Genomic DNA, 14309 nt, shown 5'->3' with positions numbered 1-14309 from the left:
TTATTAATTATAATCTTCTTTGAACACTATTAAAAATTTATAAAATTAAGATACTTGATATATTTTATAAATTTGTATAGAATTACTAAAAAGCAAGGAGTATTATGAGTGACATAAAAGATTTTTTAAAACACGAAGCTAGTGGTGGAATATTTTTAATGATTGCAACTATTTTTGCACTCATCTTTCAAAATACACTATTAAGCGATTTTTACAATAGTTTTTTAAAGACAAATCTTACTATTAGTTTTGGAGAATTTGGGCTTAGTAAAGCACTTATATTATGGGTAAATGATGGCTTAATGGCTATATTTTTCTTTCTTGTTGGGCTTGAACTTAAAAGAGAAATTTTAGAAGGGGAGTTGAAAAATCCTTCACAAATAGCCCTTCCTGCTATAGCAGGAATAGGTGGGATTATAATACCTGCAATTATATTTTATATATTTACAAAACACGATAGTTTTGCATTAAGTGGGTGGGCTATACCAACAGCTACAGATATCGCATTTGCACTTGGTATTTTAAGCTTACTTGGCTCTAGAGTGCCGACTAGCTTAAAGATTTTTCTTATGACACTTGCAATAATAGATGACTTGTGTGCAATAATAATAATTGCGCTATTTTATACAAGTGATCTTAGTTTGCTGTCTCTTGGATCTTCTTTTTTATGTATTTTAGGACTTTTTGTGCTAAATTTAATGGGTGTCAAAAGTAAAGCAGCATTTTTAATAATAGGTCTAATTTTTTGGGTTAGTGTCTTAAAATCCGGTGTTCATGCTACTCTAGCAGGGGTTATATCTGCATTTTTTATACCTATAAAACAAAAAGATAATCCAAACAAGTCAATGTTAAGAGAGATAGAACACGATTTACATGCTTGGGTTGCTTTTGCTATATTGCCAATATTTGCATTTGTAAATGCAGGAATTTCATTAAAAGGCATAGGCATGGATCAGTTATTGACAGCTGTTCCGCTTGGAACTATGATTGGTTTGTTTATAGGCAAACAATTTGGGGTGTTTGGATTTAGTTTTTTAGCAATTAAATTAAAAATAGCCAAAATTCCAGAAGGTGTAAATTTTAAACAACTTTATGGCGTTGCAGTTCTTTGTGGCGTTGGCTTCACCATGAGTTTATTTGTAAATGGATTGGCTTACAACGAATCTAATGCTTTTGCTTATACTGATAAACTAGCAATATTAATAGGCTCGGTAATATCTGGAGTTGTTGGATTTATTATATTAAAGATTAACTCAAAATAAAAAGACATTTTATAGCCATATAAACATATTATTGTAGTCATTTTCAGACTACAATAATTTTAGTCGTTTAATATAGACAATAGTTCAATATTGTCTTTTGTTTTAAGCATTTTGCATATAAAAATTTAAGAGCCTCAACATCATCCATAGAAGCAATTGCTGTTCTTATAGCCTATTTTAATGGTTGTTGCAAAGAAATTTAGAAAATAAAATAGTTAAATACTAGTTCAAAGCAAACACTAAAATATCTAATACACGAAGAAAAATTAAAATACAAAAATAATAAACCAAACAATAAAAGCTAATATTATTGATACAAAAACAGCAGATGAACCCATGTCCTTTGCTCTACCAGATAACTCATTAATTTCATATCCTATCCTATCAACAACAGCTTCAATAGCGCTATTTATCAATTCAACTATCAATACAATTAAAATAGATGCAACAAGCAAAGACTTTTCAATAGCATTATCTCCAAAGATAAGTCCTATTGGAATAAATATAAAACAACACCATACTTCTTGACGAAAAGCAGCTTCATAAATATATGCACTTTTCAAACCTTTTAAAGAATATTTTGTTGCACTAATAATACGTTTAAAATAAGCTTTCTTGTTATGTTTCAAAATAAAACCTTTAAATTATTCTTTATTCAAACCAAACATTTTAATGATCATTATAGATATATTTTTACTTATAAAAAATACCATTATATATCAATTTCATATAATAGATTTTATTGTTTTCTTATATATTTTATGATTCTTGGCTTATAAGCAATTTTTAAACCAAAAAATACTTTATAAGTAAAATCCAAGAATATAAAAAATCAAAACATATTATTGTAGTCATTTTCAGACTACAATAATTTTAGTCGTTTAATATAGACAATAGTTCAATATTGTCTTTTGTTTTAAGCATTTTTGCATATAAAAATTTAAGAGCCTCAACATCATCCATAGAAGCAATTGCTGTTCTTATAGCCCATATTTTTTGAAGTTCATCAGGTTTTTGAAGCAGTTCTTCTTTTCTGGTTCCTGATTTTAATACATTTATAGCTGGATAAATTCTTCTATCAGATATATTTCTATCAAGAACTATTTCGCTATTTCCAGTTCCTTTAAACTCTTCAAAAATTACTTCATCCATTCTAGAACCAGTATCTATCAGAGCGGTTGCGACTATTGTTAAGCTACCACCATGTTCTATATTTCTAGCTGCACCAAAAAATCTTTTTGGCTTATGTAAAGCATTTGCATCAACACCACCGGTTAAAACTTTTCCACTTGGCGGGGTAACTGTATTGTAAGCTCTTGCAAGTCTTGTGATACTATCAAGCAATATGATAACATCTTTACCCATTTCAACCATACGCTTGGCTTTTTCTATAACAAGCTCGGCTACTCTTACGTGATTTAGTGCCGGCAAATCAAAAGTAGAGCTAAATACCTCACCTTTCACACAACGTTGCATATCAGTAACCTCTTCCGGTCTTTCATCAACTAAAAGCACCATGAGATGAGACTCTGGATGATTTTTAGCTATGCCGTGAGCTAATTCTTTCATAAGCTCTGTTTTACCGCTTCTTGGAGGAGCAACTATAAGTCCTCTTTGTCCTTTACCTATGGGTGTAAAAAGGTCTAAAACCCTACCAGTTAGTTTTAATGGTTCGTATTCTAAATGCAACTTTTGTGTTGGAAAAAGCGGAGTTAAGTTATCAAACAAAGCACGTTCTTTTGCCTCTGCCAAAGATAGATAATTAACAGCTTCTATTTTAAGCAATGCATAATATTTTTCTTGGTCTTTTGGCTCTCTAACTTGACCTGTAACTATATCTCCTACACGAAGTGCAAATTTTCTGATCTGAGAATTTGACACATAGGCATCATTTGAACTATCACTTAGGTTTACATCAACGGATCTTAAAAATCCATAACCTTCATTTGTAATTTCTAAAATACCTGTAAAAAGTATAAAACCACCCTGCTTTGTTTGGGTTTTTAAGATTTCAAACATCAAGTCTTGTCTACGAAATTCTCTTGGATTTTCAACGCCCAAGTTTAAAGCTATTTGAACCAAGCTTTCAAGATCAAGCATTCTAAGCTCTTCTATCTTGTGTCCATCAACTGGTATGTGCGTTCTTGTATTTTGATGTTTTTTTGTTGTTTTTTGTGTTTTTTCCTGAGTGTCTTTATTGTCTTTGGTTTCTTTTGAGTTATTTTCCATAAAAATCTCTTTAATAAATTTAAGATAACAGATAACATACTTAATTAGTGTGAGTTAAATTTTTAGCTGACAACATTAGGTAACTTATCCGAAAGATGGCGCAGCGGACGGGACTCGAACCCGCGACCTCCGCCGTGACAGGGCGGCATTCTAACCAGCTGAACTACCGCTGCACCTAAAAGAATGACTTACAAAATAAATTTTGTAAATGGTGGTCGCTATAAGACTCGAACTTATGACATCCACCTTGTAAGGGTGGCGCTCTACCAACTGAGCTAAGCGACCAAACTAAATATTTTATGTAAATGGCGACCCTTAGAGGATTTGAACCTCTGTTCCTACATTGAGAAAGTAGAGTCCTGAGCCACTAGACGAAAGGGTCATTTATAACCCGAAAATAAAAAATGGTGTCCTGTGTTGGATTCGAACCAACGGCCCCCTCATTAAAAGTGAGATGCTCTACCGGCTGAGCTAACAAGACATATTAAAGTGGCGCAGCGGACGGGACTCGAACCCGCGACCTCCGCCGTGACAGGGCGGCATTCTAACCAGCTGAACTACCGCTGCACCTAAAAGAATGACTTACAAAATAAATTTTGTAAATGGTGGTCGCTATAAGACTCGAACTTATGACATCCACCTTGTAAGGGTGGCGCTCTACCAACTGAGCTAAGCGACCCAATATACAAAATCAATAAAATGGTGTCCTGTGTTGGATTCGAACCAACGGCCCCCTCATTAAAAGTGAGATGCTCTACCGGCTGAGCTAACAAGACATTCCGTAATAAAGAAGTGGAGATTATACAAAAAACATAGGTTTTTGTCAAGGGTTAAAATATATTTTAAAGAAATTTATAACAATAAAGCTTAAAAATCATAATATATTAAACATTATTATAGATAAAATATTATATTAGACTATATGAAAATACTTTTTTAAATCACAAAAATCGAATGTCAATGAGAAAAGAAATATTGAATAAATATAATGGTGGTTAGAGGCAGAATCGAACTGCCGACACGCAGATTTTCAGTCTGCTGCTCTACCGACTGAGCTATCCAACCACCTAAATAAAAGAAATGTGATTATAACTCAACAAACATAAATTTTAGTTTAAACTATAAAAAATATTAAAAATTTTAACTTAAAGACTAAATATTATATTCTGGGTATATGCTTTTTCCAGAAATTCTAACAACCCTAGCCGGTATACCAACTACCGTTGAGTTTTCTGGGATATCTTTTAATACAACAGAGTTTGCACCTATCTTCGAGTTTGCACCTATATTAATAGCACCTAAAATTTTTGCGCCAGTTGATACAATAACTCCATTGCCAATATTTGGATGACGCTTTAAAGACTCTTTACCTGTGCCTCCTAGAGTAACCTGATGATAAAGAGTAACATCATCACCAACCTCCGCTGTTTCGCCTATAACAACGCCCATTCCATGGTCTATAAATAGTCTTTTTCCTATCTTTGCACCAGGATGGATTTCAATACCGGTTAAAAATCTTGAAATTTGGCACAAGAATCTTGAAAGAAAGCGCATATTGTTTTTATATAAAAAATGTGCCATTCTATGAAAAACAATAGCATGTATGCCTGGTGAGTTTACCAAGACTTCAAAAAAGCAAGAGCTTTTCATAGAAGGGTCTTTATCTTTTACAACAGCAACCAATTCTTTCAATTCATCAAAAAATTTCAATTATTAATTTCCATATAATTCTGTACTAAGATATCTTTCGCCGTTATCCGGAGCTATAAATAAAACTTTTTTACCAGCACCAAGTTTTTTAGCTACTCTTTTTGCAACAACATAAGCAGCACCACTACTTATACCAAGCAAAAGTCCTTGAGAAGCCAAAAAACGAGCAGCAACAAATGCATCTTCGTTACTTACTTTTTCTATTTCATCTACAAGATTTAAATCAGCATTTACGGGAACAAATCCAGCCCCTATACCTTGAATCTTATGCGAACTTGGCTGCTCCCCGCTCAAAACAGCAGAAGATTCTGGCTCAACAGCTATAATTTTTGTTTCATATCCGTGTGCCTTAAGACCTCTAGCAACACCAGTTATAGTTCCGCCAGTTCCAACACCAGCAACAAAAGCATCAAGGTCAGAAAAATCTTTTATAATTTCAGAAACAGTATTTACTTCGTGAGCATTTGGATTGTATTTATTGTCAAATTGACTTAGCATTACATGATTTGGTTGTTTTGTTATCTGCATAGCTTCAGCAATAGCGCCTTTCATGCCCTTTGTAGCATCTGTTAAAACAAGATTTGCACCATAAGCTTTCATAACTTTTCTACGCTCTATACTCATACTTTCAGGCATACAAAAGATTACTTTTATACCAAGAGAAGCTGCCACCATAGCAACACCTATTCCAGTATTTCCACTTGTTGGCTCAACAATAGTATCTCCTTGTTTTAAGCTACCGTCAGCTAACATTTTTTGAATCATATTTAATGCTATTCTGTCTTTTACGGAGCCGCCCGGATTAAAAAACTCTAACTTAGCATAAATTTCTGCTTCATCAGAAGATGTTTTAAGTTTTATTATCGGAGTGTTACCAATGGTTTGCGTAATGTTTTCATATATCATAATTTCCTCCAAAAATTTATTATAAATCTATCGTAAATTTTACAATAAAAATAAAACTTTTAAACAACTAACAACCAAAATGTAATTTTATCACATCATGATCTAATTTTTTACCTTTTGAATAATCTTTGCAAAATTCCATAATCAAAGAGTGATAGAGCCTAAACACACTAAGCTCATCAAAAAGCTCAGTTGATTTATAGATTTTATCAAAATCCAAACTCCCAAGCCACTCTTTAGCCTCATCATAGCTTTCAAATTCATAATCCAAAGCATTTAAAATACGCAAAGCATAAGTATCAACAACCATCTCAGCCCTGCCACAAGCATAACAAAGTATAGCATCACAAGTTTCAGGACCTATGCCTTTTATGCCCAAAAGCCACTCTCTAGTAACATTTTGTTTAAAATTTTCAAAATCATCAAAATCTTTTTTTATGGATTTTACCAGCCCATAAAGTCGTTTTGCCTTTGTATTATAAAAACCACTTGGCTTTATCAAATCAGCAAGTAAGGCTATATCTAAATTTGCTATTGCATTTAAGCTTAGCAAATTCGCATTGTTTAAGTTTAAAAGTGCTTTTTGTGTGTTTTTCCAAGTTGTGTTTTGAACCAAAATAGCCCCAACCACCACCTCAAAAGTATCTGAATTTGGCCACTGTAGCTCTTGAAAGCTTCTTTTGTTTTGTTTTAAAAGCGATAAGAAAATTTCTGTAGAGTTCAAATTTTATCCTTATAACTCATATAAAATTGCTTTGCCGTTCTTCCGCTCTTACTTCCGCGCAAAGTAGCATATGATTTTGCTGTATTGTGAAGCAAAGCTTTATCTATATCAATGTCTTTAAAATAATAATCCACTATCTTTAAATAATCTTCAAAACTTCCCTGATAAAAGCTTATCCAAAGTCCAAAGCGATCAGACAAAGATATCTTTTCATTTATAAAATCACCATAATGTATCTCACCATTTAAAATTTCAACTTGCTGATTTTCACTTTTATATTCACTGACTAAGTGTCTTCTGTTTGAAGTGGCATATATCAATACATTTTTTGGTGGTTTTGATATGCTTCCTTGCATAAGTGGTTTTAAAAATTTATAATCCTTTGAGCCATTTTCAAAACTCAAATCATCACAAAATATTATAAATTTAAAGCTTGAGTTTCTAAGTTCATCTATAATGTCGCTTAGGTATTTTAAATCATCATAAAAAAGTTCTATAATCCTAAGCCCATCTTTATAAAATTTAGTAAAAACAGCCTTTATAAGACTTGATTTGCCACACCCCATTTCACCCCATAACAAAGCGTGATTTGCTTCATTACCATCTAAAAAATCTTTGGTATTTTTGATAAGTTGTTCTTTTTGTGTTTCAAGACCTATTAAAGAGTCGATATTTACAAAATCAATATTCTTAACCGCCACTAGCCCTTTTTGTGGCTTAAAAATAGCTGCATAGTCGCAAGTCCAATCAATCATTTTCGCTCCTTTAATGTCTTTCTCAAAAATGATAAAATTTCATCCAATATATCATCGTCATCTAAACTCTTTGATTTTAGTCTTATCTTTTCATCTTTATTTGTTGTAATTGCGATATTTTGACCAGCATTTGAAATCGTTTTATATTCAAGCTCAAGTGCAAAAATCTTTATCATAATAAGATCCAAAAACTGCTTTGTAAATGTATCAATCTTACCAAATCTATCTTCTATCTCGCTTGAAATTTCAAAAACTTCAGATGATTTTGTGCATTTGCTAAGTCTTCTATAAAGCTCCAATCTAAGCCTATCTTCTTTTATAAAATCAGGATTTAAATAAGCATTTACGCTAAGCTTTAAATCCACACTTTGCCTTTTTACCTCATCATTGTTATTTAAAAGTTTGTTTATCTCATCTTCTAACATTTTAAGATAAAGAGAGTAGCCTATTGACTCAATGTGTCCACTTTGTGCCTCTCCTACGATATTTCCACCGCCCCTTATCTCCAAATCGTGATATGCCAAAACAGCACCGGAACCAAGACTTGAATTGCTTTCAAGTGCTACAAGTCTTTTTAACGAATCCGAACTTATAGTAGTTTTATCTTCAACCAAAAAATAGCAATACGCTTGTTTATCGCTTCTACCGACCCTACCTCTTAATTGGTGTAAATCAGCTATGCCAAATTTATTTGCATTTTCAACTATCATTGTATTTGCATTTGGAAGATGAATACCGCTTTCAACGATGCTTGTGCAAAGCAACAAATCATACTCATTGTTTTCAAACTTTATCATCTCTTCTTCTATCGTTTTAGCATTTATTTTAGAATGCAAAACCAAAATTCTAAGCTTTGGCAAGATATCTAAAAGAAACTTCGCTGTTTGCATAATATCTGATATATGATTGTGTATATAAAAAACCTGTCCAGCGCGTCTAAGTTCCCGCATAATGGCTTCTTTTATTATTTTCTCATCAAATTCTTTTACGCTAGTTCTTACATCGAGTCTTGAACTAGGTGGAGTTTTTAAAGTCGAGTATGTTTTTATCTTAGAAAGAGCCATATTTAGGCTTCTTGGTATAGGAGTGGCACTCATACTTAAAATATGTGAGTTTGAGCCTATCTCTTTTAATTTTTCTTTTTGCTTTACACCAAATTTATGCTCTTCATCTATCACAATCAGTCCAAGCTTAGAAGCTTTTAAACTCAAAAGTGCGTGAGTGCCTACACAAACTAGCGGTTTTTCACTCTGTAATGCACTTGTTACATACGCCTTTTCTTTTGTGGTGCTAAATCTATCAAGTCTTAAAACCTCTATCCCAAACCCATCAAATCTATCTTTTAGGCTTTTAAAATGTTGAGATGAAAGTAGGGTCGTTGGCACAAAAAACAAGGCCTGATATCCTGATTTGACACAAGCAAAAATAGCATTCATCGCAACTTCTGTCTTTCCAAAGCCCACATCTCCAACAAGCAATCTATCCATTACTCGTCCGCTAGATAGTTCAGTCAAGATATCATCCACTGCATTTTGTTGATCTCTTGTGTAGCTAAAACCGGCATTTTGAACAAAATTTATATACTCTAAATCATCTTTTTGTATAACAACACCATTTATAAGCTCTCTTTTTGCAGCTATTGATATTATCTTTGAAGCGATAATAAATAGCTTTTCTCTGACCTTTTCTTTGAGTTTTGCAAAGCTAGCCTTACCGAGTCTGTCTAAAATAGCAACCGAACCATTTAAAGCTATATATCTATCAATTAAATTTAGATTTTCAACCGGTAAAAAAAGTTTATCTTGGTTTTGGTAAGCTATCGTTACAAACTCTCTTGTAGCACCCAAAACAGTTATCTTTTCAAGCCCTAAAAATTGCCCTATTCCATAATCTTCATGAACAACATAATCATTAATTTTTAATTCATCTAGCACCAAACTACTTTTTTTAACTCTTGCTTTTTTATCAAATTTATTTAAAGAGATAATGATTTGATCATTTGAAACAAGATTTACAACAAGTGGACTTTGAATAAACTCTACATTTTCATAAGAAATTTCCAAAGCATTAAACATACTTTCATTTTTTGCAAGTATTTGTATTTTTTTATTTCGATTTAGCTCAAAAAAATCAGGGCTTAAACTAACTTCTAAGCCCTTGTATTTTCTAGATTCATTTATGATTCCTATACCACTAAATTTACTAACATCAGCTTCAATATCAGAAAAATCTATCTTTTTAACAAACTTGCATTTATATATAGTTGTATAATCAGCAAAATCATCAATAGCCCAAAAACCAAGTGAGTTTAAATCATTAACTATTGAATCAGTCTGTATGTTTTTTATATTTTGCATGGTTTTTTCAAACTCATCTTTATTAAGAGAGGCTATAAAAGGGGTTATACTTATACTTTCTAACTCATCTTTAGTGCTTATTTGAGTTGATGGGGAATAATACCTTATGCTTTCAACCTCATTATCAAAAAGCAAAATTCTATAAGGCTCATCTTCATTTACACTAAATAAATCTATAATATCTCCACGAAAACTAAACTCGCCCTTGCTCTCAACTATATCAACGCTTTCATATCCAAATCTAAGCAATTCATCGGCAAATTCTTGCAGATCAAGTTGGTCGCCAAAATTTATATTTTTTTCTTGTAGGTGTTTTTTGATAGGCAGTGGATTTAAGATAGTATGAAACGGGCTAATGAGTAATTTTTTTTCTTTGAATTTATAAAATTTACTAAGAGTATTTGAAAGCTCAAAAAGTTCAGAAGAAAACGACCTAAGGTCATCTCCAAAACTAGCCCTTAAACTAGGCAAACAAAAGGATTTAATCCCAGCAAACTCAGCTGCATCGGCACACAACTTAGCTTCTTTGTCATCCTCACATATCAAAAGCTCACAATCATTATCGCCTAAAAAATACTCATATACCCTTGCTTGTATCAATTCTCACACCTTTTTTATATATCAATCAGCCGTCATCTCTTCTAAAATTTCAAGCACTTCAAAATACTCATCTTCAAGAGCAGCCAACTCATCTTTTTTTTGTTCCAGTTTTTTGTATATCTCATTTATACCAAGTTCTTGATAAATAGCTGGGTCACTTAATGCAACATTTAGCTCATTTATCTCACTTTGTAAATTATCTATCAAAGCTGGATATTCATTTAAAATTTTGTTTTGCTTATAGCTTAACTTTACACTTTTTGTCTTGTTTTTTTGTGTATTGTTTTGTTCAGTTTCAAGCTCTTTTGAAAAATCATCTATTTGGTTTAATTCATCTTCAAGTTCAAGATATACGCTATATTCTGTATGAATTACATCTATTTTTTTATTTTTAAAAACCCAAAGTTTATTTGCTATCTTATCAACAAAATATCTATCGTGACTAACAAAAATAATGGCTCCGGTAAAACTTTGAAGATAATCTTCCAATATATTTATAGTTGCTATATCAAGGTCATTTGTCGGTTCATCCAAAACCAAAACATCATATTGCTTTGTAAAGAGCAAAGCCAAAGCTACTCTATTTTTTTCTCCACCACTAAGAACACCGACTGGTTTATCTAAAAATTCCTTTGGAAATAAAAAATTTTTGAGATATCCATAAACGTGCATATTTCGCCCTCTTACTTGAACTATATCTCCACCGTTTGGACAAAAAACCTCAATCAAACTTTTATCATCGTCAAGTTCACTTCTATTTTGATCAAAATACCCGATCTTAACATCACCACGCTTTATCTCTCCGCTATTAAAATCAATCTGATTTAATAAAATTTTTAAAAGCGTGCTTTTACCTGAACCATTTTTACCTACTATCGCTATTCTTTCACCTTGCAAAACTCTCGCATTAAATCCATCAAAAAGCTCTTTTTGATCTATCTTTACACCTAAATTTTTTATTTCGAAAAGCATCTTTTTTCTATTTTGATCTATTCCGCCTTGATTAAAACTTTTTGAGGCTCGTTCAAGTTCCAGTTTTACTCTTTTGATAATTCCCGGATTTTTCTTAGCCTCTTCTCTCATAGCAAAAACACGTTCTTTTCTGCCTTCATTTCGTTTTAATCTAGCCTTTACACCTCTTCTAAGCCACTCTTCTTCGCTTTTTAATTGCTTTAAAAGCGTTTCGTGAGATTTAGCAAGGCTTTGTAGAATTTCTTGTTTTTTTTCTAAATAGTAGGCATAACCACCGTTAAAATTGCTTAGCTTTCCATCTTGAATTTCTATACTTCTTGTAGCAATAGAATCTATAAAATATCTATCGTGGCTTATAAATATAATAGTCTGTTTTGAGTTTTTTAACATATCTTCAAGAAATTTTACCATATAAACATCAAGGTGGTTTGTAGGCTCATCAAGAAGCAAAACATCTGGTTTTTTAAGTATCAAAGCACCTAGTGCCACACGCCTTATCTCGCCACCACTTAGGCTATTTATCATTCTATCTTCATACTCTTTAAGACTAAAATACTCCAAAACCTGCTCTATTTTTCTCTCTATATCCCAACCATCTTTTGAGTCTATAAATTTCAAAAGCTCTTCACTTTTAGCAAGCAAGTCTGGATTATCGTGATCTTTTTCCATAAGAGCTATTGTCTTAGAGTATTCATCTCGCGCATCAAATATTTCTTTAAGTTCTAAATTCATAGCATCTTTGACGTTTAGGCTATCATCAAATTTTGGAGCTTGTTGCAACATTTGAACACTTATATTGTTTTGAGTTATGACACGACCAGCATCTATATCATAAACACCGCAAATAACCTTCATCAAAGTGCTTTTACCACCACCATTTTTACCTATAATAGCAACTCTTTCACGCTCATTTATGCTAAGACTAATTTCACTTAAAATTTCATTTGCGCCAAATTTTTTGCTAACTTCTATTAAATCTATTAAAGCCACAAATTTTCCTTATAAGCTCAAAAAATTATTTTTTACCAGCACGATGTAGTGGGTGCTGATAGTCATTTCTCTCGCAACCATAAAAAGTAAATGCAAAAATGACAAATAAAAACAAAGAAGCTATTTTTTTCATAAAAAAACCTTTCAATATCAATTTTTTAATTATCCACAAAGCTAGATTATTCAAGCCCTAAACTCTGTCTATATTCCTCATAGGTTCCACGAAAATCATCTATCTCGCCATTACCTTTAAGATGTAAAATTCTATTTGCAAATGCATCTATGAGTTCTCTGTCGTGACTAACACAAACAACACTACCAGAAAAGTTATAAAAAGCCTCTCCTAAAGATATAATCGCTTCTAGGTCAAGGTGGTTATTTGGCTCATCCATAACAAGTAAATTTGGTTTATGCAACATAAGTTGAGCCAATCTTACTCTGTGTTTTTCACCTCCACTTAGAGATTTTACGGCCTTTTCTTGTTCGGCACCACTAAAAAGCATTCTACCAAGACATTTTCTTATCTCATCTATATCTTTATTTTGAGCATCTTGAAGGTATTCATATAGTTTTAAATCAGAGGTTAATTTACTAACGGTATCTTGTGCAAAATATCCAAGCTCTATCGTAGTTCCAATATGAACATTGCCTAAATCAGGGGCTAATTCACCCGTAATTATTTTACACAATGTGCTTTTACCGACACCATTATGTCCGATAATAGCCAATTTATCTCCTTTTTCTAACTTGAAATTAAAATTTTCAAATATAACTTTATCATCAAATTTTTTGCTTAAATTTTTAATTTCTATAAGCTCATTGCCTATTTCTCTGTTTGCTCTAAACAATATACTTGGATCTCTTCTGCTAGAAACAGCGATCTCTTCTATATTTAGTTTTTCAAGTTGCTTTGAACGACTAGTAGCCTGTTTTGCTTTACTGGCATTTGCACTAAAACGAGCAATAAATTTCTCAAGTTCTTCTTTTTCTTTTAGCTTTTTATCTCTTTCCATTTCACTCTGTTTTGCTATTAAATTCGCCGCCATATACCACTCATCATAGTTGCCGGTAAACTCACGTATCTTTTTAAAATCAACATCTAGTATATGAGTGCAAACTCTATTTAAAAAGTGTCTATCGTGGCTTATAACAACAAGTGTTCCTTCATGACGATTTAGCTCATTTTCAAGCCAAGCAATAGCATCTATATCAAGGTTGTTTGTTGGCTCATCCAAAAATAATATATCAGGCTTTGGAAATAAAACCTGAGCTAACAAAACCTTTACCTTATCTGAGTTTTCAAGCTCACTCATAAGCTTATCAAACTCATTAAGCCCAAGGGAACTTAGTATTTTTTCTATTCTAGTTTCATATTCGTAAGTCGGGTCCTCTTCGGCACTTATCATCTCAAGTTCACTAAGTCTATTATTTATCTCATCCGTAAATTCTTCACTCATATAAAGCTTCTCTTTTTCTTTTACAGCATCAAAAAGTCGCTTATTGCCATACAAAACAGCATCTTTTAAGCTAAAAGCCTCAAAAGCAAACTGATCTTGACCCAAAACACCAACCCTTAGACCATTTTCTATTATTATTTCTCCACTACTAGCCTCTATATCTCCACTTAAAATTTTTAAAAAAGTTGATTTACCAGCTCCATTTGCTCCAATCAATCCATATCTGTTGTTACGGTTTAATTTTAAATTTACATCTTCAAAAAGCAAACTACTTGCAAATCTTTGTGTAAGGCCTCTAACTTCTAACATCTTATTCCTTATTATTAAAATTTTATAATTAATATATT

General features: G+C 32.3%; 10 protein-coding genes, 8 tRNA genes and 1 pseudogene. 1 reads left to right on the top strand and 18 read right to left on the bottom strand.

What is annotated here, in order from left to right; translation table 11 throughout:
* Positions 1-104: 104 nt before the first annotated feature.
* On the top strand, positions 105-1262 hold the full coding sequence (nhaA, locus tag CPIN18021_RS00960; RefSeq protein WP_078424189.1) for a Na+/H+ antiporter NhaA: 1158 nt from the start codon (positions 105-107) through the stop codon (positions 1260-1262).
* Positions 1263-1321: 59 nt separating this feature from the next.
* Here the strand turns inward: nhaA and CPIN18021_RS09190 are convergent.
* From CPIN18021_RS09190 to CPIN18021_RS00875, 18 genes and pseudogenes are all read right to left on the bottom strand, one after another.
* A pseudogene (locus CPIN18021_RS09190) lies at positions 1322-1434 on the bottom strand (transcription termination factor Rho); the annotation flags it as partial.
* Positions 1435-1528: 94 nt separating this feature from the next.
* Positions 1529-1891 carry a diacylglycerol kinase gene (locus CPIN18021_RS00955; RefSeq protein WP_078422768.1) on the bottom strand — a complete coding sequence of 121 codons (363 nt, stop codon included), beginning with the start codon at positions 1889-1891 and terminating at the stop codon, positions 1529-1531.
* A 244-nt stretch (positions 1892-2135) separates the two neighbouring features.
* The gene (gene rho / locus CPIN18021_RS00950; protein WP_078422767.1) at positions 2136-3491 is read right to left on the bottom strand and encodes a transcription termination factor Rho; all 1356 of its coding nucleotides are present in this window, start codon (positions 3489-3491) and stop codon (positions 2136-2138) included.
* Positions 3492-3587: 96 nt separating this feature from the next.
* Positions 3588-3664 (bottom strand) — tRNA-Asp (locus CPIN18021_RS00945).
* Between the two features lie 36 nt (positions 3665-3700).
* Positions 3701-3776, bottom strand: a tRNA-Val gene (locus tag CPIN18021_RS00940).
* Positions 3777-3797: 21 nt separating this feature from the next.
* Positions 3798-3873: transfer RNA gene (locus tag CPIN18021_RS00935), tRNA-Glu, on the bottom strand.
* Positions 3874-3896: 23 nt separating this feature from the next.
* Positions 3897-3972 (bottom strand) — tRNA-Lys (locus tag CPIN18021_RS00930).
* A gap of 9 nt (positions 3973-3981) precedes the next feature.
* Positions 3982-4058: transfer RNA gene (locus tag CPIN18021_RS00925), tRNA-Asp, on the bottom strand.
* Between the two features lie 36 nt (positions 4059-4094).
* Positions 4095-4170: transfer RNA gene (locus tag CPIN18021_RS00920), tRNA-Val, on the bottom strand.
* Positions 4171-4191: 21 nt separating this feature from the next.
* A tRNA-Lys gene (locus CPIN18021_RS00915) sits at positions 4192-4267 on the bottom strand.
* Positions 4268-4480: 213 nt separating this feature from the next.
* Positions 4481-4556: transfer RNA gene (locus CPIN18021_RS00910), tRNA-Phe, on the bottom strand.
* Between the two features lie 87 nt (positions 4557-4643).
* Positions 4644-5201 carry a serine O-acetyltransferase EpsC gene (epsC, locus tag CPIN18021_RS00905; RefSeq protein ID WP_078422766.1) on the bottom strand — a complete coding sequence of 186 codons (558 nt, stop codon included), beginning with the start codon at positions 5199-5201 and terminating at the stop codon, positions 4644-4646.
* A 3-nt stretch (positions 5202-5204) separates the two neighbouring features.
* Positions 5205-6107, bottom strand: coding sequence for a cysteine synthase A (cysK, locus tag CPIN18021_RS00900; protein ID WP_078424188.1), 903 nt, complete (start codon positions 6105-6107; stop codon positions 5205-5207).
* A 67-nt stretch (positions 6108-6174) separates the two neighbouring features.
* Positions 6175-6831 (bottom strand): 3-methyladenine DNA glycosylase, encoded by a 657-nt coding sequence (locus tag CPIN18021_RS00895; RefSeq protein ID WP_078422764.1) that lies wholly within the window; start codon positions 6829-6831, stop codon positions 6175-6177.
* Positions 6828-7586: an ATP-binding protein gene (locus CPIN18021_RS00890; protein ID WP_078422763.1), complete on the bottom strand. Its 759-nt coding sequence runs from the start codon at positions 7584-7586 to the stop codon at positions 6828-6830. The genes CPIN18021_RS00895 and CPIN18021_RS00890 overlap by 4 nt, the downstream gene beginning before the upstream one ends.
* On the bottom strand, positions 7583-10540 hold the full coding sequence (mfd, locus tag CPIN18021_RS00885) for a transcription-repair coupling factor (RefSeq protein ID WP_078424860.1): 2958 nt from the start codon (positions 10538-10540) through the stop codon (positions 7583-7585). The genes CPIN18021_RS00890 and mfd overlap by 4 nt, the downstream gene beginning before the upstream one ends.
* 24 nt (positions 10541-10564) lie before the next feature.
* Positions 10565-12505, bottom strand: coding sequence for a ribosomal protection-like ABC-F family protein (abc-f, locus tag CPIN18021_RS00880; RefSeq protein WP_078422762.1), 1941 nt, complete (start codon positions 12503-12505; stop codon positions 10565-10567).
* A gap of 179 nt (positions 12506-12684) precedes the next feature.
* Positions 12685-14271 (bottom strand): ABC-F family ATP-binding cassette domain-containing protein, encoded by a 1587-nt coding sequence (locus CPIN18021_RS00875; protein WP_078422761.1) that lies wholly within the window; start codon positions 14269-14271, stop codon positions 12685-12687.
* Between the last annotated feature and the right edge of the window lie 38 nt (positions 14272-14309).

Origin of the sequence: Campylobacter pinnipediorum subsp. caledonicus (assembly GCF_002022005.1) — a bacterium.
In the GTDB taxonomy this organism is placed as follows: Bacteria; Campylobacterota; Campylobacteria; order Campylobacterales; family Campylobacteraceae; genus Campylobacter_A; species Campylobacter_A caledonicus.
Note: the sequence above shows the minus strand (reverse complement) of the source record. Positions and strands in the feature narration are given on the sequence as shown.